Origin of the sequence: Pseudomonas putida (assembly GCF_002741075.1) — a bacterium.
Classification (GTDB): Bacteria; Pseudomonadota; Gammaproteobacteria; order Pseudomonadales; family Pseudomonadaceae; genus Aquipseudomonas; species Aquipseudomonas putida_T.
The window spans coordinates 5,045,416-5,064,204 of the sequence record NZ_CP016634.1 but is presented as its reverse complement, the minus strand read 5'-3'; the positions used below and the strand labels follow the sequence as shown (position 1 = coordinate 5,064,204).

Sequence of the window (18,789 nt, the reverse complement as noted above, 5' to 3'; positions counted from 1 at the left end):
TTGGTTTTTCGATCCCTCAAGGAGATTTCGTGATGAGCAACAAGGCCATCTATGTGCAACCCGGTGGCGGTTACGACAACGTCCAGGTAGGGACCAGCGAGGCGCGTGCGCCGCAGACCGGCGAAATCACCGTGCGCCTGCACGCCAGTTCTCTCAACTACCACGACTTTGCTGTGGTGAGCGGCATGTGGGGGTCGAGCGAACGGCGCATTCCCATGGCCGATGGCGCAGGCGAGGTGGTCGCGGTCGGGCCAGGTGTCAGCGAATTCCAGGTGGGGGACGCTGTGGTGAGCACGTTCTTCCCCGGCTGGCTCGATGGCCAGGCGAATGTGGAGGGCTTCGCCACGGTGCCCGGCGATGGTATCGATGGTTACGCCCGTGAGCAGGTGACCGCCCGTGCCACCGCTTTCACCTTGGCGCCCAAAGGCTATAGCCACGCCGAGGCGGCCACCTTGACCACCGCTGGTCTTACCGCCTGGCGTGCCTTGATGAGCGATGATCACCTCAAGCCGGGCGATACCGTGCTGGTACAGGGCACTGGCGGTGTGTCGATCTTCGCTTTGCAGTTCGCCAAGCTGGCCGGCGCCACGGTGATCGCTACCTCCTCCAGCGATGCCAAGCTCGAGCGCCTCAAGGCTTTGGGCGCCGATCATTTGATCAACTACCGCAGCACCCCGGCGTGGGGCGAGAAGGTGCGTGAGCTCACCGATAACCGTGGTGTCGATCATGTGATCGAAGTCGGCGGGCCGGCGACCCTTGAGCAGTCGATGATCGCCGCGCGTATCGGCGGTCACGTCTCGTTGATCGGCATCCTCACCGGGGTTGCCGGGCAGTTGCCGCTGGTCCAGGCGCTGGTGCGCCAGATCCGCCTGCAAGGCGTGCTGGTGGGCAGTCGCGCCCAACAGCAGGCAATGATCCGGGCGATCGACGCCAATGGCCTGCGGCCTGTGGTGGACAAGCACTTCGAGCTTGAGCAGATCGTCGAGGCGTTCCGCTATCAGGAAAGCAACAAGCATTTCGGCAAGATCTGCCTGACCTTCTGAGTCTGTAGTTGGGGCCGCAAAGCGGCCCTGGCCTCGTCTGTAGAAACCCCACACTCATTGCTGGAACGCCCGTTCCAGAGCCTTCATTGCGGGCTGTTCGATACCGTGACCTGCATAACAAAGCCATGTCGTGATCGAACAGTTGCGTGGCGTTTTCGAGTATTTTGCCGCCGCCCCCCCGGGCTTAAAGTGGACCCCGCATTTTGTCGGTGCGTCGCCCTGGATACGTGAAAACCTCAACAACACCACGTAAGCGATGCGCTGTGTCACCGTTCTTTCAAAGGAGAAGTTGTTCGCCTACCTCTGCCCGTCCTTTCCTTGTGTCAGCAAAAAGAGAACAAGATCAATGAACACCGTGGGATCTGATGGCAACCTTGCACAAGGTTTCAAGCCACGTCATGTAACGATGCTGTCCATCGCTGGCATCATCGGGGCCGGACTTTTCGTAGGCTCAGGGCACGCTATTGCGGCAGCCGGGCCGGCGACCATTCTTTCTTATTTCGTGGCCGGGACCCTGGTGGTACTGGTCATGCGCATGCTCGGTGAAATGGCAGTCGCCCATCCTGACACCGGCTCTTTCTCCACTTACGCCGAACAGGCCATCGGCCGCTGGGCCGGTTACACCATTGGTTGGCTGTACTGGTGGTTTTGGGTCCTGGTGATCCCGATCGAAGCCCTGGCCGCCGGGCACGTGCTCAATGCCTGGTTCCCCCAGGTGGACAGCTGGATCTTCGCCCTGCTTTCGGTTGTGCTGCTGGCCGGCACCAACCTGTTCAGTGTGGCCAAGTACGGTGAGTTCGAGTTCTGGTTCGCGATCCTCAAGGTCACGGCCATTCTCGGTTTCATCGGCCTGGGCTTCGCCGCCCTGATGGGTTGGCTGCCCAACCGTGAAGTCAGCGGCCTGAGCACGCTGATGGCCGAGCACGGTGGCTTCACGCCAAAGGGATGGTCCGCCGTGGTGGGCGCCTTCATCACCGTGATGTTCAGCTTCATCGGCACCGAGGCGGTGACCATCGCCGCCGCCGAATCCAGCGATCCTTCGCGTAACATCGCCAAGGCCACCCGTTCGGTAATCTGGCGAATCAGTACCTTCTACATCCTGTCGATCTTCGTGATCATCTCCGTCGTGCCGTGGAACGACCCACAACTGGCGGTGGTGGGTTCCTATCAGCGAGCCCTGGAAATCATGAACATCCCCAATGCGGCCTTCATGGTCGATCTGGTGGTGTTGGTGGCCGTGACCAGTTGCATGAACTCCTCGATCTACATCGCCTCGCGGATGATGTATTCCCTGGCCAAGCGCGGCGACGCCCCGGCGATTCTGAACAAGACCAACAGCGTCGGCGTACCTCGCGCCGCGGTGTTCGGCAGCACCCTGATCGGTGCGGCCATCGCCATCCTCAACTACTTCGCGCCCAAGGGTGTCTTCGAGTTTCTGCTTGCCAGTTCCGGTGCCATTGCCTTGCTGGTGTACATGGTCATCGCCATTTCCCAACTGCGCATGCGTCGCCGCCTGGAGCGCGAGAGCACGGAGCTCAAGTTCCGCATGTGGCTGTTCCCGTACCTGACCTGGGCTGTGATCATCTTCATCGCCTGTGCCCTGGGCGTGATGATGTTCACCGAGGAGCACCGCGCAGAGGTGACGGCGACCTTGGGCCTGGCATTGGTGATTTCCTTCCTGGGGATTGTCACCACTCGCGGGCAGGCGCGCGGGGAAGTAGGTGTGCGTTCGATGGGGTGATCCGCAAGCCCGAGCGGGAGCTTTGATGGCATTGCCGTCTCAGCTCTCGACTCGGCAGCTTTATAGATGACATTGAATTGCTATCACTGTGGTGATAATTTTTGAAACAGTTCAATGGCGCCATCATCTATAAGGAAGCTCCATGTCGCTCAAGGGAAAACTCATTGCCGGTTACTTCGCCATCGGCCTGATCTATACCCTCTACTCCTGGCTGTTCGGCCAATACTCCCACTTCAGTTTCGCCTACAACCTCGGTCGTGGCGTGATCTGGCCTGCGGCGATGTTCCCTGCCGTTGGCGCGGTGCTGGGCGTCATCGTCCTGCTCGTGGTCATCGTCGGCCTTCATCTCAATCGCCGCTAGGCGCGGTTTCTCTCTCGCAAGACAAGGACATCGGACTCATGGATTTAAGGACACTGGTCATGGCTGCCGCCTGTGCGGCCATGCTGACGGGCTGTGGCTCGAGCAAGGACAAGGCTGAGGAGCTCATCAAGACTACAGGGCTGACTGAGCAGTATGGCGTGATCGTGGACATTGCATCGTCCGCCTACGCCAACCAGTACCCAATGCTCGGGCGTGAGCAGATTCGCAACGTGGTCCGCCAGAACCTGCCGCAGGACGCCTTGAAAGACGCGATGGTCGAGGTCTATGCCGATCACTTCGATGATGATGAGCTGGACCTGATGATCCGCGCCAACCAACACCCGGAACAAGCGATGGCAATCATCTTGGGGTCCAAGGACGGTCGTGAGCTGGCGCTTAAAGTGGTCGAGGTGCAGAAGACCATGATGCAAGACATGCAGGATGCGATGTCCGACAACGACGAAGCGATCGTGGATGCGCTGGATGATCTGAAAGATCAGGCCGAAGGCTGATCGAGCCAGCATGCAGGCATAAAAAAGGCACCTGGGTGACCAGGTGCCTTTTGCGTGATTGGTGGAGCCGGGGGGATTTGAACCCCCGTCCGCCAGTCCTCCGCTGTCGGTACTACATGCTTAGCCGTGTCTATTGAGTTAATCCGCAGCCGCCCGACGGGCAGGGTGCTTTGGACGAGTTGTGTAAGTTTTAGCCACTTCGTCCACAACGTACTACGCGGCGATCCTGTTCTGTATGACAATCACTTCGGGTTTACAGGCATCCCCTGGTGATTGCTGGAGCCGAAGCTACCAGGAGAGCGGGCTCAGCTGCTTACGCAGCGAGAGCGTAGCCCTCGTAGTTTTCGTCATTGGCAACTATAGAAAGTTGCAACAGTGGATTTACGAGTTCTGTTACCAACTCGGCATGCACCTAGAGTTTCGATACCGGCGTCGAATCCTAATCGGCCCCACACTCAGCTCTAGCTGACGTGCCTTTCGACACGTGAGCGCAGTATACGCCTTTGCGTGCCATGCGTCGACAGTTGCGCCGATTGCGCGTCAGGAGCCGCTGCCGCTGCTGGAGCCACTGCCTTTCTCGGATTTTTCCATGCGCTCGAGCACCTGGCTGGTGATGGCGATGCATTCCTTGGTGTCGCCGGAAGCCTGAGCGGCCTTGGCCTTGTCGACGCGCTCGGTGATGGCTTTGTCCAAGCCTTCGGAGGTCGTGCCGAGGGTGGCCATGTTGTCGTCGATTTTTTGCAGGTTGGTGGTGCAGAGGTCTTCGTCGGCGAACACCGGCGAGGCCAGCAGGGTTGCGGCCGCGAACAGGGCGGAAAGCGCAGTACCTTTCATGGGGTGTCTCCTCGTGACGGCCTCTGGTAGGTGGGCCTGTAACGATGGACTGCGCGGGCTTTGCCAGGGTTCCATTTGGTGGCGCTAGTGTCTGGAAGCGTGGTGTCTTCTTCGCGGGTAAACCCGCTCCACACAGTGGAAGGCGGGTTCATCGATAAAGAGGCCACTAGGTGGCCTCAGCGACATCAGAGGCTGCGTGGACGTGTGACGCGGTCCACCAGGTAAACCAGTCCGTGATAGTCGATGCCGCTGTGGCTGGACAGCCCGATCTCACAAGTGCGGCTGGTGGAGATTCCTTCGCTGCAGTACTGCACGGCGTCCTTGAGGCTGCGCAGCGAGTGGGCATTGAGTTCCGGCGTGGTGAAACCTTTATCGCCGGCGAAACCGCAGCAATGGATGCCCTCGGGGACCACCACCTGCTTGCTGCAGCGTCGCGCCAGGTCGATCAGCGCCTGGCTCTCGCCCAGGTGTTGGGTGCTGCAGGTCACATGCACGGCCACCGGTTCATCCTGAGGGGTGAACTCCAGGCGCTCGAGCAGGTGAGTACGGATGAAGCGCACCGGGTCATACAGGTCCAGGCGGGTGTCGGCCAAGTCCTGGACCAGGCGCAGGGTGCAGGGGCTGGTGTCGCAATAGATCGGGTCGAGGCCGCCGCGGCTGGCGTGCAATAGCGCGTTGATCAGCTCCTGGCGCTTGTGCTCGGCCTGCTCTGCATAGCCTTTTGAGGCGAACGGCTGGCCGCAGCACAGGCTGTCGGCGTTCTCGGGGAACACCACCTGGTAGCCGGCTTTTTCCAGCAGGGTGCGCGTCTTGTCCAGCAGCGAGCTTTGTTCCCGATCCCCAACTGCCGGGCCCATCACCCGCGAGACACAAGCGGCCAGGTACACCACCCGTGGCCGTGCGTCGTTGCTCGCCGGGCCGATGTCGATGGCGCGTACCGGCTGGGGCATGGCGGGGGGCCACTGGGGCAGCCGACCATGGCTGGCCTTGCGCAGGGAGGCGCTCAAGCGGCCCAGGCGCGGGGCACCCAGCAGTTTGCGTGCACCGTTGGCGGCGGCCAGGGTGAGGCGGGTGCCGCGCAGGGCAGTGGTGAAATGCTCGGCGAGCCAGTCGGCCGCCTTGCCGTGCTCGGCGGCCTGGCCGCGCAGCTTTTTCACCAGCTCGCCGGTGTTGATGCCCACTGGGCAGCGCTGGGCGCACAGACCCGTGGCGGCGCAGGTGTCTATGCCCTGGTACTGGTAGGTTTTCAACAGTTCGCGAATATCGATACCGGCGCGCTTCTTGGCCTGGATATCACGCCACATGACGATGCGCTGGCGTGGGCTCAGGGTTAGTCCCTTGGACGGGCACACAGGTTCGCAGAAGCCGCACTCGATGCACTTGTCGACGATCTCGTCGGCGGCCGGCAGGGGCTTGAGGTGCTTGAGGTGGATGTCCGGATCTTCACTGAGCACCACGTCAGGGTTGAGGATGCCGCTGGGGTCGAGCAGGCGCTTGAGCTTCCACATCAACTGGTAGGCGTCCTGGCCCCATTCGAGCTCGACGAAGGGCGCCATGTTGCGTCCGGTGCCATGCTCGGCCTTGAGCGAACCCCCGAACTCCACGGCTACCAGCTGTGCCACGTCATCCATGAAGGCCTGGTAGCGCGCCACTTCTTCGGGGCTGTTGAAGCCCTGGGTGAAGACGAAGTGCAGGTTGCCCTCAAGGGCATGGCCGAAGATGATCGCCTCGTCGTAGCAGTGTTTGTCGAACAGCTGGATCAGGCGATTGACCCCCTCGGCCAGTTGCTCGATGGGGAAGGTCACATCCTCGATGATCACCGTGGTGCCGGTCTGGCGCACCGCGCCAACGGCGGGGAAGGTGTCCTTGCGGATCTTCCACAGCTGGTTGTACACCGCCGGGTCTTCGCTGAAGTCCACGCGTTGCTCCAGGGGGAACTCGGCGATGGAGGCCATGACCTGGCCAAGCTGTTCATGCAGCAGGCTCTGGCTGGCGGCGCGGGACTCGATCAGCAAGGCGCAGGCGTTGGCCGACAGCCCCTTTACCCAGGCAGGCATGCCGGGCATGTCCTGGACCGAGCGCAGGCTGCGTCGATCGAGCAGTTCGACGGCTGACACGGGTTGCGGTTTGAGCACGGTCACGGCGCGGCAGCAGCTTTCCACCGTGGGGAAGACCAGCAGTGCGCTGGCCTTGTGTGGGTGATCGGGCACGGTGTCGTAGGTGACCGCGCTGATGAATCCCAGGGTGCCTTCGGAGCCGACCAGCAGGTGTTGGAGGATATCCAGCGGCTGGTCGTAGTCCACCAGCGCATTGAGCGACAGCCCGGTGGTGTTCTTCAGCCGGTACTTGTGCCGAATGCGTTCAGCCAATGCGGTGTTGGCACGGGTCTCGTGTCCCAGGCGGGCGAGTTCGTCCAGCAGAGAAGCATGGCTTTGGCGGAAAGCGGCGACACTGGCGGGGTCCTCGCTGTCCAGGCAGGTGCCGTCGGCCAGCACCAGGCGCATCCCGGCCAGGGTGTGGTAGGTGTTCTGGGCGGTGCCACAGCACATGCCGCTGGCATTGTTGGCCACGATGCCGCCGATCTTGCAGGCGTTGATCGAGGCTGGGTCCGGGCCGATCTTGCGGCCGTAGGGGGCTAGCCAGGCATTGGCCTGGGCGCCGATGACGCCGGGTTGCAGGCGGATCTGCTCGCCCTGGCCACGAATCTGGCGATCGTTCCAGTCATCGCCCAGAACGATCAGCACCGAATCGCTGATGGCCTGACCGGACAGGCTGGTGCCCGCGGCGCGGAAGGTGACCGGGACGCGGTCGCGCTGTGCCAACTGCAATAGGCCAACCACCTCGTCCTCGGACTCGACACGAACCACCAACTTGGGGATGAGCCGATAGAAGCTGGCATCGGTACCGAACGCCAGGGTCGAGGTCGGGTCGTCGAAGCGGCGCTCGGCGGGAATCAGGCGCTCGACATCTCGGAGGAACGCGGCGGGCAAGCTCATGCAATCTCCTCGCGGGGCCGCAGCGTCTGTCGCGATGCGTACCCCGGGCAATCAGGCGGTGTGTCGTGCAGGCGTCAGGCGCCCAGTTCGCGAACCAGCGAATCGCGGGTGATTTCGCTGATGGATTTGGCACCGGTCAGCACCATGGCCACGCGCATTTCCTTCTCGAACAGATCGAGCAGGTTCTTCACGCCGGCTTCGCCATGGGTGGCGAGGGCGTAGAGGAAGGCGCGGCCGATCAACACGGTGTCGGCCCCCAGGGCGACCATGCGGACCACGTCCAGACCATTGCGGATGCCCGAGTCGGCGAGAATCTTGATCTGTCCTTTGACTGCATCGGCGATCGCTGGTAGGGCGCGGGCGCTGGACAGCACGCCGTCGAGCTGGCGGCCGCCGTGGTTGGAAACGACGATGCCGTCGGCTCCGAACTTCACTGCGTCCTTGGCATCTTCGGGGTCGAGGATGCCCTTGATGATCATCGGTCCATCCCAGAACTCACGGATCCACTCCAGATCCTTCCAGGAAATGGACGGGTCGAAGTTGGCACCCAGCCAGCCGATGTAGTCAGCCAGGCCCGTGGGGTTGCCACGGTATTTGGAAATATTGCCCAGATCGTGTGGACGGCCCAGCAGGCCGACATCCAGCGCCCATTGCGGATGGGTCATGGCCTGCCAGATGCGACGCAGCGGTGCGTTCGGGCCGCTCATGCCTGAGTGGGCGTCACGGTAGCGGGCGCCGGGGACCGGCATGTCGACAGTGAACACGAGCGTCTTGACCCCGGCGGCCTTCGCCCGCTCCAGTGCGTTGCGCATGAAGCCGCGGTCCTTGAGGACATAGAGCTGGAACCACATGGGCCGGTCGATCGCGGGAGCGACTTCCTCGATGGGGCACACCGACACCGTCGACATGGTGAAGGGAATGCCCTTGGCCGCCGCCGCCCGTGCGGCCTGGACCTCGCCACGGCGCGCGTACATGCCGGTCAGGCCAACCGGTGCCAGGGCCACGGGCATGCTCAGGGTTTCGTCGAACAGCCGGGTTTCCAGGCTCAGTTCGGACATGTTCTTCAACACGCGCTGGCGCAGAGCGATGCTGGCCAGGTCCTCGACGTTGTGGCGCAAGGTGTACTCGGCGTAGGCACCGCCGTCAGCGTAGTGGAAGAGGAACGGGGGCAGCTTGCGTTGGGCCGCGGCGCGATAGTCGGTGGAGGCGGAAATGATCATGGATTCTCGCAGCGTGGATGGGATCGTTGCCGGGCGCGCCAAAGCGCCCGGCCCCTTTCACTTTAGTGATGAACCAGCATGCCGGTGAGCCAATAAGCCTGGACCAGGGTGATCAGGCCTACGATGGTGGCGAAGAACAGGCTGTGCTTGACGGTGAAGCGGAACAGGTCGGATTCCTTGCCTACCAGCCCGGTGGCGGCGCAGGCCACGGCGATGGACTGTGGTGAGATCATCTTGCCGGTCACGCCGCCGCTGGTGTTGGCGGCGACCAGCAGGGTGTCGTTGACTCCGATCTGGTGTGCGGTGGTCGCCTGCAGCGAGCTGAACAGGGCGTTGGACGAGGTGTCGGAACCGGTCAGGAACACGCCCAGCCAGCCCAGGAATGGCGAGAAGAACGGGAATGCCGCGCCGGTGCCGGCCAGTACCAGGGCCATGGTCGAAGACATGCCTGAGTAGTTGGTGACGAAGGCGAAGGCCAGGACCATACCGATCGACAGGATCGGCCAGCGAAGCTCCCAGAACGTCTCTTTGAAAGTGGTCAGACCAGTTTTTAGGTTGATCTTGAGGACCCACATCGAGATCAGTGCCGAGAGGAAGATCGCCGTGCCGGTGGCGGAGATCGGATCGAGTTTGAACACCGCCGGCATAGCGGTAGGTGCGGTGACGATCGGCGCGGTCTTGACCACCAACTGGTCGAGGTGTGGGATGGCGAAGTTGAATACGAAGTTGTACATCGCGCCGCCCGGGGCAAAGGCCGCCTTGAACGGTTTGAGGGTCCAGATGGTGACCAGCACGGTCAGGATCAGGAACGGCGACCAAGCCTTGAAGATCTCGCCGAAGCTGTACGGCGAAGGCTGGCTGCCACCACTGTTGACCACGGCGGCGCCGACGCTGCCTTTGGCTTCGGCGAACGAGCGCTTGGGCTGCCAGACCTTCAGGAACAGGGTCAGGGCGACCAGGCTGGCCAGGGCCGAGGTGATGTCCGGCAACTCCGGGCCGATGAAGTTCGAGGTGAAGTACTGGGTGACGGCGAAGCTCAGGCCGGCTACCAGGGCGGCAGGCCAGGTTTCCTTCACGCCGCGCAGGCCATCCATCATGAATACCAGCCAGAACGGCACGAACAGTGACAGCAGCGGCAGTTGGCGACCGGTCATCGCGCCAATGTGGAAGGCGTCGATCCCCGTGACTTGCCCGGCAACGATGATCGGGATGCCGAGGGCGCCGAACGCCACGGGTGCGGTGTTGGCGATCAGGCACAGGCCCGCAGCGTACAGTGGATTGAAGCCCAGGCCCACCAACAGTGCGGCAGTGATGGCCACCGGGGCACCGAAGCCGGCCGCGCCTTCGAGGAAGGCGCCGAAGCAGAAGCCGATCAAAAGGACCTGCAGGCGCTGGTCGTCAGTGATCGACAGTACGGAGCTTCGGATCACTTCGAACTGGCCGCTCTTGACTGTGAGTTTGTAGAGGAACACCGCGGCGACGATGATCCAGGCAATCGGCCACAGGCCATAGAGGAAGCCATAGCCTGCAGCGGCCAGGGCCATATCGACAGGCATCTGGAAGGCGAAGATCGCGACCAGGATCGACAGGACAAGCGTGATGCTGCCAGCGACGTGACCTTTGAGGCGGAACACCGCCAAGGCCAGGAAGAAGAACACGATGGGGATGACCGCCGCCAGTGCGGACAGGCCAAGACTACCAAGCGGGCTATAGAGTTGTTGCCAGGTTTGCATATGGGGTGGCCCCTAATTGTTGTTGGTCAGGCGCTGGCATTGGATAATTGGTAAGACCAATTTACAATGGCTGGTCGCTAGGTTAAAAGCGCCATCGAGGCCGTGTCAATTTGTCTCGGGGAAAACTTTGGTCGCAGGCCGATGAATGGCTGCCTGATAGGTAGGGGAAATCGTCAACTGGTGGGTGTCGATACGCCATGGATCGGCGAGAATAGACGCCCCCGGAATGCGCGGGGATTGTGGAGAGCATGTGATGGTTTTTGATCAGGTCCGCCAACGGCGCCTGTCCGACGATATCGTCGATCGATTGGAAGGGATGATTCTCGAAGGCACGCTGACTTCAGGGCAGCGTTTGCCGGCCGAGCGGGTGCTGGCCGAGCAGTTTGGCGTGTCCCGTCCTTCGTTGCGCGAGGCGATCCAGAAACTGGTGGCCAAAGGGTTGCTGGTCAGCCGCCAGGGCGGTGGCAACTATGTGGCCGAGGCGCTGGGGTCGACGTTCAGCGACCCGCTGTTGCAATTGCTCGAGCGCAACCCTGAGGCCCAACGCGACCTGCTGGAGTTTCGCCATACCCTGGAGGCATCCTGCGCCTACTATGCAGCCCAGCGCGCCACTGAGCCGGACCGTGAGCGGCTAAAGGCGGCCTTCGACGTGCTGCAGGACTGCTACACCCGTGTCGACGAAGTCAGTCGGGCGGAGGAGGGCGCGGCCGATGCGCGCTTCCATCTGGCGATTGCCGAGGCCAGTCATAATGCGGTGCTTCTTCATACCATCCGTGGCTTGTTCGACCTGCTCAAGCGCAACGTGGTGACCAACATTGGCGGCATGTACCAGCAGCGCAGCGAGACCCGCGACATGCTGATCAGCCAGCATCGCGAGCTGTACCAGGCGATCATCGAGGGTAGGGCGCAAGATGCGCGGGAGGTATCGAGCCGGCACATTCTGTATGTGCAGGAAGTGCTCGAGGAAGCGCAAGAGGAGGCGCAGCGAGTGGCGCGGGCGGAGCGACGCAGCGGGCGTTGAGATGGGTTGCTTTGTGTTGGGCCCTTCGCGGGTAAACCCGCTCTCACAGGAATGCCGCAGTATTCAGAGCGCGCGCAGCCCCGGTGGGAGTGGGTTTACCCGCGAAGCGGCCTGCACAAGGCCGGGAGGGCTTACTCGCCCTTGCCCTTGTTGCGCATCGTGCGCTGGATCTCGCGGTTGGAGTCGCGCTCGCGCAGGGTGTCGCGCTTGTCGTACTCCTTCTTGCCCTTGCCCAGCGCGATTTCGCACTTGATCAGGTGCTTGCTCCAGTACAGCGAGAGGGCCACACAGGTGTAGCCCTTCTGTGCCACGGCAGCTTCCACGCGCTCGAGCTCACGCTTGTTCAGCAGCAGCTTGCGTGTGCGAGTGGGGTCGGCGATGACGTGGGTGCTGGCGGTGGTCAGCGGGGTGATGTGGCTGCCGAACAGCCAGGCTTCGCCATCCTTGAGCAGCACGTAGCTGTCGGTCAGGTGCGCCTTGCCGGCCCGCAGGCTCTTTACTTCCCAACCGGACAGGACCAGTCCGGCCTCGAACTTATGTTCGATGAAGTAATCGTGTCGCGCTTTTTTGTTTTGCGCGATGGTCCCGGTCGGATGTTTCTTTTGCTTAGCCATAGGGGCCGCATTATAGGCAGTCGCTGCGTCGGCGGCTACGGGGTTTAGGTGTGCTTGAGCCTGTAGGATGAATCCCGGACAATGCAGAGCCTGTTCCCTTGAGCGGAACTGTTTTCGACGTGCTGAGAAAGCGCTGCCGCCCTGCCTTGGAAGTGACGCCTGGATGACTACCCATATTCAACGCTCTGCCCTGCTGCCGTACCCTGCCCAGGCGCTCTACGATCTGGTGAACGATGTGGCCAGCTACCCGAAGTTCCTGCCGTGGTGCTCGGCTTCGACCGTGATCGAAGCCAGCGACACGCACATGCGGGCGAAGCTGGAGGTGGCCAAGGGCGGCATGAGTCAGCAGTTCGTCACGCGTAATGTGCTGGTGCCTGGGCAGTCGATCGAGATGAATCTGGAAGAAGGGCCATTCACCCAGTTGCACGGTCTCTGGGTGTTCAAGGCGCTGGGCGAAAAAGCCTGCAAGATCAGCCTTGACCTGTCCTTCGACTACGCCGGCCCGCTGGTGCGCGCCACCCTTGGCCCCTTGTTCAACCAGGCGGCCAATACCTTGGTCGATGCGTTCTGTCAGCGGGCCAAGCAACTCAATGGCTGAGGCAGGCCTGAATATCGAAGTGGTATACGCCACTGCCGAGCGTCAGTGGCTGCTGACATGCGTTGTGCCCGCAGGCGCGACCGTGCGCCAGGCGTTGCTCCGCTCTCGGCTCGCCGAGCACGTGCCGGGGTTGGACGTTGAGGCTTGCCCGGTGGGGATCTTCGGCAAGGTGGTCAGTGATCCGCTAGTGCATCAGGTCGAGGAGGGGGACCGCTTGGAGGTCTACCGGCCGTTGCTGGTGGATCCGAAAGAAGTGCGCAAGCAGCGCGCTGCCAAGGTGAGAGCTGCCCGGCAGGGGTAAGCCTGATGCGTGTAGGGGGCGCACGTGGCCGTTAAATCGGACAGGCAATAAAAAGCCCAGGCATGGCCCGGGCTTTTTTGTGTTCGCCGCGATTACTGCGGGGAGGTTTCCAGCGGTGCTGGCGTCGGGACCGGCGTGGTCTCGATGGTGTCGATTTCTTTCTGGATCGACTCTTCCAGTGAGCCGGGCTTGGCCGGTTTTTCTTCCGGTTGGCTTGGCTGGTTCGGTTGAGTGGCTGGGCTGACGGTGGTGTCGCCGCTGCCGCCAAGGATTTCCTGGTCGCGGCTCACGCCTGGCATGAAGTCGCCGGACAGGCTGACCAACTGATCGCTCTCATTGAAGAAGATGCTCATGCGCTCTTGCTGACGCTGGCCGCCGCCAGGTTGCAGGCTGTAGAGGTAATCCCAGCGATTGGTGTTGAACGTGTCCTGAATCAGTGGGTTGCCCATGATAAACCTTACTTGGCGACGGGTCATTCCGGGGCGCAATTGGTCTATCATGTCCTGCGTAACGACATTGCCCTGCTGGATGTCGATTTTGTAAACCCCGGGAAACGAGCAACCGGCGAGTGCGAGCAGTCCCACGAGGGTGAGGCTGGTTAGCAAGAGCTTGGTGTTTTGCATCGGTGGGCGACTTCCACTATCTTGGCTGGACAACGTAAACCCCGATCATACCCGTATTAAGAGAAGCTGCGAAGCAGCATCGGCGAGAAAGCTGACCATGGTTGAAAATAGCGAATTGCGCAAAGCCGGTCTCAAGGTGACCCTGCCTCGAGTCAAGATTCTACAGATGCTCGACTCCACCGAGCAGCGCCACATGAGTGCCGAAGATGTCTACAAGGCGCTAATGGAAGCCGGTGAAGATGTCGGTCTGGCAACCGTGTATCGCGTACTGACCCAGTTCGAAGCGGCGGGTCTGGTGGTTCGCCACAACTTCGACGGCGGTCATGCGGTCTTCGAGCTGGCTGACGGCGGTCACCACGACCATATGGTCAATGTGGACTCTGGTGAAGTCATCGAGTTCGTGGATACCGAGATCGAAAAGCGCCAGAAAGAGATCGTTGCCCAACACGGCTACGAACTGGTGGACCACAACCTGGTCCTCTACGTGCGTAAGAAAAAGTAACGATTCTATCGTTATCAAAACAAAGGCGACCTTCGGGTCGCCTTTTGTTTTTCGGCTCATCGAGCGCCAAGTGTCGGCGTGATACATGGGTAGACCCGCGAAAAGGGCGCCGCAGGACAAGATAGTTGCTACGCAGGGCTGGATTGGCCTTCGATCTCGAGAGGTGCTCAGGCTTTCCCTGTGACTACCATCTTGCGCGCATGGGCCAGCGACTCTTTGGTGAGGTCGATGCCGCCTAGCATGCGCGCAACCTCCTCGACCCGCTCGCGCTTGCCCAGCTTGGCAACGGCGGTGTGGGTGGTTTCGCTGTTGCGCACCTTGTGCACGAACAGATGATGATGCCCCTGGGCAGCTACCTGAGGGAGGTGGGTCACGGTCAGTACCTGGCCGCGCTCGCCCAGCCGACGTAATAGCTGGCCGACAATTTCGGCAGTAGGGCCGCCGATACCGACGTCCACTTCGTCGAACACCAGGGTGGGAATGCGCGAGGTCTGTGCGGTGATCACCTGGATCGCCAAGCTTATCCGTGACAGCTCGCCCCCCGACGCCACTTTTGCCAGGCCCTTGAGCGGCTGGCCCGGGTTGGCGCTGACCAGCAGCTCGACCACCTCTAGGCCGTGGGGCGAAGGCTCGTTGCTTTCATGGGGCGTGAGCTCGATGCAGAAACGCCCGCCTGGCATGCCCAGGCGCTGGATCTCCTGCTCGACGGCCGTGGCAAGCTGCTGGGCTGCCTGCTGGCGCAGGGCGCTGAGCTCAAGGGCTTTGGCCTGGTAATGCTGGGCATAGGCGGCCAGTTCCTGGCCCAGGCGTTCGATCGATTCGTCGCTGGCGTTGAGCCCTTCCAGCTCGTCCATCAGGCGCTGTTGCAGATGTGGCAGCTCGGTTGGGTGCACGCGGTGCTTGCGGGCCAGCGTATAGATGGTATCGAGGCGTTCTTCCAGGGCTTGCAGGCGCATGGGGTCGGCATCGAAGTGATCGAGGAAGCGGTTGAGTTCGCCCACGGCTTCCTCGACCTGGATCTGTGCGCTGGCGATCAGGTTGGCCGCCTCGCCCAAGGCCTTGGGCGCATTGCTCACGGCGGTCAGGCGATTAAGGCTGGCGGTCAGTGCGCTGAGTACATTGCCCGAATCGCTTTCGCTGCAATGGTCGATGACCTGGCGACAGATGCCGAACAGGGCCTCGGCGTTGGTCAGGTTTTTGTGTTCCTGCTCCAGCTGCTCCAGTTCGTTTTCGCCAAGACCAAGGTTGTCCAGCTCTTCGAGTTGATAACTGAGCAGTTGGTGGCGAGCGCGTTGCTCGTCACCGGAGTTGGACAGGCGCTCCAACTCCTGGCGGGTCTGACGCCAGCGTTGGGCGGCCAGGTGTACCTGGCGGGCCAGATCGATGACACCCGCATACTCGTCCACAAGGCGGCGGTGGGTATCGGTCTTGAGCAGGGACTGATGTTCGTGCTGGCTGTGGATATCGATCAGCAGCTCGCCCAGTGCTTTGAGGTCCCCCAGAGGAGAAGGCGTGCCATTGATATAGCCGCGGCTTCGCCCTTCGGCGGTGATGACCCTGCGTAGGATGCACGGGCCGGTGGTGTCCAGGTCGCGCTCGGCGAGCCAGGTGCGGGCCTCGGGGATCTCGTCAAGATCGAAGGTGGCGAGGATGTTCGCCTTGTCCGCGCCGGGGCGTACCACGCCGCTGTCGGCGCGATCGCCCAGGGCCAGGCCGAGGGCGTCTAGCATGATCGATTTGCCGGCGCCGGTCTCGCCAGTGATCACGCTCATGCCGCGAGCAAGTTCGAGGTCGAGGTGTTCGACGATGGCGTAGTTGTGAATGGACAGGTGCACCAGCATGAGGGCGGCTCCCGAAGGGTCGTGTCTGGTTATTTATACAGTGCTTTTTGCCAGGCTGACAATGCCCGCCTGGCGATCAGTATTGTCAGGGGAAAACCGAGCAGGCCCTTGAAGCTGGTTTTTCCGGCCCCATATAGCCGGCAAGACAAGACGAGCCTGCGCTCGCACATCAGAAATTGCGGAGGAGAAACCTAATGGCTGACGAACAGCTGGATGAGAAGAACCTTAACGCCGAAGAGGCTGGTGCAGAGGATCTCGGTGCTCGCGTCCAAGTGCTCGAGGAGCAGCTGGCTGCCGCCAAGGATCAGTCCCTGCGTGCTGCCGCCGATCTGCAGAACATCCGCCGTCGCGCCGAGCAGGATGTCGAGAAGGCCCACAAGTTTGCCCTGGAGAAGTTCGCTGGCGACCTGCTGCCGGTGATTGACAGTCTGGAGCGTGGTCTGGAGCTGTCCAGTGCCGACGACGAGACCATCAAGCCGATGCGCGAAGGCATCGAGCTGACTCTGAAGATGTTCCACGACACCCTCAAGCGCTACAACCTCGAGCCAGTCGACCCGCACGGCGAACCGTTCAACGCCGAGCATCACCAGGCCATGGCCATGCAGGAGAGTGCCGAAGTCGAGCCGAACAGCGTGCTCAAGGTTTTCCAGAAGGGCTATCTGCTCAACGGTCGCCTGCTGCGCCCCGCGATGGTGGTGGTGAGCAAGGCGCCGGCGGCCCCCCAGCCGTCGATTGATGAAAAGGCTTGAAATCCTTCCGGGCATCCCCATCTAGGTGTCAAGCATTCAAGTATTACCGCAGTTGGCCAATGTAGCCGCTGCAACCAAATTCAAGTTTCGGGAGAGTAAACATGGGCAAAATCATCGGTATCGACCTGGGGACCACCAACTCGTGCGTCTCCATCCTGGAAAACGGTAACGTCAAGGTCATCGAGAACGCCGAAGGTGCGCGTACCACCCCTTCGATCGTGGCCTACGCCAACGATGGCGAGATTCTGGTCGGCCAGTCGGCCAAGCGCCAGGCCGTCACCAACCCGCATAACACGCTGTTCGCGGTGAAGCGCCTGATCGGCCGTCGCTTCGAAGAAGACGTTGTGCAGAAAGACATCAAGCTGGTGCCATACAAGATCGTCAAGGCCAACAACGGTGACGCCTGGGTCGAAGCCAGCGGTAAAGAAATGGCTCCGCCGCAGATCAGCGCCGAAGTCCTGAAGAAAATGAAGAAGACCGCCGAAGACTACCTCGGCGAGCCAGTGACCGAAGCGGTCATTACCGTGCCGGCCTACTTCAACGACAGCCAGCGTCAGGCCACCAAGGATGCCGGTCGTATCGCCGGTCTGGACGTCAAGCGCATCATCAACGAGCCGACCGCCGCTGCACTGGCCTACGGCATGGACAAGGCCAAGGGCGACCACACTGTCATCGTCTATGACCTGGGTGGTGGTACTTTCGACGTTTCGGTCATCGAAATCGCCGAAGTCGATGGTGAGCACCAGTTCGAAGTACTGGCCACCAACGGCGACACCTTCCTGGGTGGCGAAGACTTCGACATGCGCCTGATCGACTACCTCGTCGACGAGTTCAAGAAAGAGTCCGGCATGGACCTGAAGAACGATCCACTGGCTCTGCAGCGTCTGAAGGAAGCCGCTGAAAAGGCCAAGATCGAGCTGTCTTCCGCTCAGTCGACCGACGTCAACCTGCCGTACATCACTGCAGACGCGACCGGTCCTAAGCACCTGAACGTGAAGATTTCCCGCGCCAAGCTGGAGTCGCTGGTCGAAGACCTGGTCAACCGTACCATCGAGCCTTGCCGCATCGCCCTGAAGGACGCCGGCATCGACGCCAGCAAGATCGACGACGTGATCCTGGTCGGTGGCCAGACCCGTATGCCGCTGGTGCAGAAGGCCGTTGCCGACTTCTTCGGCAAGGAAGCTCGCAAGGACGTCAACCCGGATGAAGCGGTCGCCATGGGTGCTGCCATCCAGGGCGCGGTCCTGGCTGGTGACGTCAAGGACGTTCTGTTGCTGGACGTCAGCCCGCTGACCCTGGGTATCGAAACCATGGGTGGCGTGATGACTGCGCTGATCGAGAAGAACACCACCATCCCGACCAAGAAGTCGCAGGTGTTCTCGACGGCCGACGACAACCAGAACGCCGTGACCATTCACGTGCTGCAAGGTGAGCGTAAGCAGGCTGCGCAGAACAAGTCGCTGGGTAAATTCGACCTGGCCGACATTCCGCCGGCTCCGCGTGGTGTTCCGCAGATCGAAGTGACCTTCGACATCGACGCCAACGGTATCCTGCACGTCAGCGCGAAGGACAAGGCCACTGGCAAGTCCCAGTCGATCGTGATCAAGGCCAACTCGGGTCTGTCCGACGAGGAAATCGAGCGCATGGTGCGTGACGCTGAGGCCAATGCCGAGGAAGACCGCAAGTTCGAAGAGTTGGCCGCTGCCCGTAACCAGGGTGATGCGCTGGTTCACTCGACCCGCAAGATGGTCACCGACGCAGGTGACAAGGCCACCGCTGAAGAAAAGGCGGCGATCGAAGCGGCCGTGGTTGCCCTGGAAGCTGCCCTGAAGGGCGACGACAAGGCTGCCATCGACGCCAAGGTCGAGGAGTTGTCCAAGGTCTCCGCGCCGGTTGCCCAGAAGATGTATGCCGAGCAGCAGGCCGAGCAGCCTCAGGGCGGCGCACAGCAGGCCGAGCCGGAAGCCAAGCACGATGACGTGGTTGACGCCGAGTTCGAAGAAGTAAAAGACAACAACAAGCAGTAATCCCTGCATGTTGTCGGCCAGCTCACCGTCGGTTGTCGGTGAGCTGGTAGGATGTTGCCGCGCGGGGGCTTGC

General features: G+C 61.6%; 17 protein-coding genes and 1 other RNA gene. 10 read left to right on the top strand and 8 right to left on the bottom strand.

All coding sequences use genetic code 11. The features are described 5' to 3' along the window. Window positions 1-32 precede the first annotated feature (32 nt). The 4 genes from IEC33019_RS23615 (at window position 33) to IEC33019_RS23600 (ending at window position 3,657) form a co-directional block, all read left to right on the top strand. The gene (locus tag IEC33019_RS23615; protein ID WP_070092220.1) at window positions 33-1,043 is read left to right on the top strand and encodes a zinc-dependent alcohol dehydrogenase family protein; all 1,011 of its coding nucleotides are present in this window, start codon (window positions 33-35) and stop codon (window positions 1,041-1,043) included. 346 nt (window positions 1,044-1,389) lie between these two features. Beyond that, window positions 1,390-2,784, top strand: a complete 1,395-nt coding sequence (gene gabP / locus IEC33019_RS23610; protein WP_070092221.1) for a GABA permease — start codon at window positions 1,390-1,392, stop codon at window positions 2,782-2,784. A 142-nt stretch (window positions 2,785-2,926) separates the two neighbouring features. Beyond that, window positions 2,927-3,145 (top strand): hypothetical protein, encoded by a 219-nt coding sequence (locus IEC33019_RS23605; RefSeq protein WP_070092222.1) that lies wholly within the window; start codon window positions 2,927-2,929, stop codon window positions 3,143-3,145. Between the two features lie 59 nt (window positions 3,146-3,204). After that, window positions 3,205-3,657 (top strand): hypothetical protein, encoded by a 453-nt coding sequence (locus IEC33019_RS23600; protein ID WP_244509739.1) that lies wholly within the window; start codon window positions 3,205-3,207, stop codon window positions 3,655-3,657. A 59-nt stretch (window positions 3,658-3,716) separates the two neighbouring features. On the opposite strand, the gene ssrA is transcribed toward IEC33019_RS23600, so the two are convergent. The 5 genes from ssrA to IEC33019_RS23575 all read right to left on the bottom strand — a co-directional run bounded on the left by ssrA (window position 3,717) and on the right by IEC33019_RS23575 (window position 10,440). Continuing rightward, window positions 3,717-4,108, bottom strand: a transfer-messenger RNA (tmRNA) gene (ssrA, locus tag IEC33019_RS23595). A gap of 89 nt (window positions 4,109-4,197) precedes the next feature. Continuing rightward, complete coding sequence (locus tag IEC33019_RS23590; RefSeq protein WP_099593959.1) at window positions 4,198-4,491, bottom strand: hypothetical protein; 294 nt, start codon at window positions 4,489-4,491, stop codon at window positions 4,198-4,200. Window positions 4,492-4,676: 185 nt separating this feature from the next. Beyond that, window positions 4,677-7,487, bottom strand: coding sequence for an FAD-binding and (Fe-S)-binding domain-containing protein (locus tag IEC33019_RS23585; RefSeq protein ID WP_099593956.1), 2,811 nt, complete (start codon window positions 7,485-7,487; stop codon window positions 4,677-4,679). A gap of 74 nt (window positions 7,488-7,561) precedes the next feature. Next, the gene (lldD, locus tag IEC33019_RS23580; RefSeq protein WP_070092226.1) at window positions 7,562-8,707 is read right to left on the bottom strand and encodes an FMN-dependent L-lactate dehydrogenase LldD; all 1,146 of its coding nucleotides are present in this window, start codon (window positions 8,705-8,707) and stop codon (window positions 7,562-7,564) included. A 62-nt stretch (window positions 8,708-8,769) separates the two neighbouring features. Continuing rightward, complete coding sequence (locus IEC33019_RS23575; protein WP_070092227.1) at window positions 8,770-10,440, bottom strand: lactate permease LctP family transporter; 1,671 nt, start codon at window positions 10,438-10,440, stop codon at window positions 8,770-8,772. Between the two features lie 253 nt (window positions 10,441-10,693). On the opposite strand from IEC33019_RS23575, the gene IEC33019_RS23570 reads away from it, so the two are divergent. Continuing rightward, on the top strand, window positions 10,694-11,461 hold the full coding sequence (locus tag IEC33019_RS23570) for an FCD domain-containing protein (RefSeq protein ID WP_070092228.1): 768 nt from the start codon (window positions 10,694-10,696) through the stop codon (window positions 11,459-11,461). 131 nt (window positions 11,462-11,592) lie between these two features. On the opposite strand, the gene smpB is transcribed toward IEC33019_RS23570, so the two are convergent. Further along, the gene (smpB, locus tag IEC33019_RS23565) at window positions 11,593-12,075 is read right to left on the bottom strand and encodes an SsrA-binding protein SmpB (RefSeq protein ID WP_070092229.1); all 483 of its coding nucleotides are present in this window, start codon (window positions 12,073-12,075) and stop codon (window positions 11,593-11,595) included. 163 nt (window positions 12,076-12,238) lie between these two features. On the opposite strand from smpB, the gene IEC33019_RS23560 reads away from it, so the two are divergent. Beyond that, the gene (locus IEC33019_RS23560; RefSeq protein WP_070092230.1) at window positions 12,239-12,673 is read left to right on the top strand and encodes a type II toxin-antitoxin system RatA family toxin; all 435 of its coding nucleotides are present in this window, start codon (window positions 12,239-12,241) and stop codon (window positions 12,671-12,673) included. Beyond that, a complete protein-coding gene (locus IEC33019_RS23555; RefSeq protein ID WP_070092231.1) occupies window positions 12,666-12,974 on the top strand; it encodes an RnfH family protein in 309 nt (102 codons plus the stop codon). The genes IEC33019_RS23560 and IEC33019_RS23555 overlap by 8 nt, the downstream gene beginning before the upstream one ends. A 92-nt stretch (window positions 12,975-13,066) precedes the next feature. Here the strand turns inward: IEC33019_RS23555 and IEC33019_RS23550 are convergent, their stop codons facing one another. Beyond that, a complete protein-coding gene (locus IEC33019_RS23550) occupies window positions 13,067-13,597 on the bottom strand; it encodes an outer membrane protein assembly factor BamE (RefSeq protein ID WP_070092232.1) in 531 nt (176 codons plus the stop codon). A gap of 97 nt (window positions 13,598-13,694) precedes the next feature. Here IEC33019_RS23550 and fur point away from each other — a divergent pair, with 97 nt between their 5' ends. Then, window positions 13,695-14,099, top strand: a complete 405-nt coding sequence (gene fur, locus IEC33019_RS23545; protein ID WP_043210124.1) for a ferric iron uptake transcriptional regulator — start codon at window positions 13,695-13,697, stop codon at window positions 14,097-14,099. Window positions 14,100-14,266: 167 nt separating this feature from the next. Here fur and recN read toward each other — a convergent pair whose 3' ends face one another. After that, a complete protein-coding gene (gene recN / locus IEC33019_RS23540) occupies window positions 14,267-15,940 on the bottom strand; it encodes a DNA repair protein RecN (protein ID WP_070092233.1) in 1,674 nt (557 codons plus the stop codon). Window positions 15,941-16,134: 194 nt separating this feature from the next. Between recN and grpE the strand changes: the two genes are divergently transcribed. Both grpE and dnaK read left to right on the top strand, forming a co-directional pair. Then, window positions 16,135-16,689: a nucleotide exchange factor GrpE gene (gene grpE, locus IEC33019_RS23535; RefSeq protein ID WP_070092234.1), complete on the top strand. Its 555-nt coding sequence runs from the start codon at window positions 16,135-16,137 to the stop codon at window positions 16,687-16,689. A 101-nt stretch (window positions 16,690-16,790) separates the two neighbouring features. Further along, window positions 16,791-18,716, top strand: coding sequence for a molecular chaperone DnaK (gene dnaK, locus IEC33019_RS23530; RefSeq protein WP_070092235.1), 1,926 nt, complete (start codon window positions 16,791-16,793; stop codon window positions 18,714-18,716). Window positions 18,717-18,789: the final 73 nt, after the last annotated feature.

What these genes read in the sequence shown, in the direction of transcription:
- IEC33019_RS23615 (WP_070092220.1), top strand. Translation starts at nt 33, where the DNA reads ATGAGCAACAAGGCCATCTATGTGCAACCCGGTGGCGGTTACGACAAC.
- gabP (WP_070092221.1), top strand. Translation starts at nt 1,390, where the DNA reads ATGAACACCGTGGGATCTGATGGCAACCTTGCACAAGGTTTCAAGCCA.
- IEC33019_RS23605 (WP_070092222.1), top strand. Translation starts at nt 2,927, where the DNA reads ATGTCGCTCAAGGGAAAACTCATTGCCGGTTACTTCGCCATCGGCCTG.
- IEC33019_RS23600 (WP_244509739.1), top strand. Translation starts at nt 3,205, where the DNA reads ATGGCTGCCGCCTGTGCGGCCATGCTGACGGGCTGTGGCTCGAGCAAG.
- IEC33019_RS23590 (WP_099593959.1), bottom strand. Translation starts at nt 4,491, where the DNA reads ATGAAAGGTACTGCGCTTTCCGCCCTGTTCGCGGCCGCAACCCTGCTG.
- IEC33019_RS23585 (WP_099593956.1), bottom strand. Translation starts at nt 7,487, where the DNA reads ATGAGCTTGCCCGCCGCGTTCCTCCGAGATGTCGAGCGCCTGATTCCC.
- lldD (WP_070092226.1), bottom strand. Translation starts at nt 8,707, where the DNA reads ATGATCATTTCCGCCTCCACCGACTATCGCGCCGCGGCCCAACGCAAG.
- IEC33019_RS23575 (WP_070092227.1), bottom strand. Translation starts at nt 10,440, where the DNA reads ATGCAAACCTGGCAACAACTCTATAGCCCGCTTGGTAGTCTTGGCCTG.
- IEC33019_RS23570 (WP_070092228.1), top strand. Translation starts at nt 10,694, where the DNA reads ATGGTTTTTGATCAGGTCCGCCAACGGCGCCTGTCCGACGATATCGTC.
- smpB (WP_070092229.1), bottom strand. Translation starts at nt 12,075, where the DNA reads ATGGCTAAGCAAAAGAAACATCCGACCGGGACCATCGCGCAAAACAAA.
- IEC33019_RS23560 (WP_070092230.1), top strand. Translation starts at nt 12,239, where the DNA reads ATGACTACCCATATTCAACGCTCTGCCCTGCTGCCGTACCCTGCCCAG.
- IEC33019_RS23555 (WP_070092231.1), top strand. Translation starts at nt 12,666, where the DNA reads ATGGCTGAGGCAGGCCTGAATATCGAAGTGGTATACGCCACTGCCGAG.
- IEC33019_RS23550 (WP_070092232.1), bottom strand. Translation starts at nt 13,597, where the DNA reads ATGCAAAACACCAAGCTCTTGCTAACCAGCCTCACCCTCGTGGGACTG.
- fur (WP_043210124.1), top strand. Translation starts at nt 13,695, where the DNA reads ATGGTTGAAAATAGCGAATTGCGCAAAGCCGGTCTCAAGGTGACCCTG.
- recN (WP_070092233.1), bottom strand. Translation starts at nt 15,940, where the DNA reads ATGCTGGTGCACCTGTCCATTCACAACTACGCCATCGTCGAACACCTC.
- grpE (WP_070092234.1), top strand. Translation starts at nt 16,135, where the DNA reads ATGGCTGACGAACAGCTGGATGAGAAGAACCTTAACGCCGAAGAGGCT.
- dnaK (WP_070092235.1), top strand. Translation starts at nt 16,791, where the DNA reads ATGGGCAAAATCATCGGTATCGACCTGGGGACCACCAACTCGTGCGTC.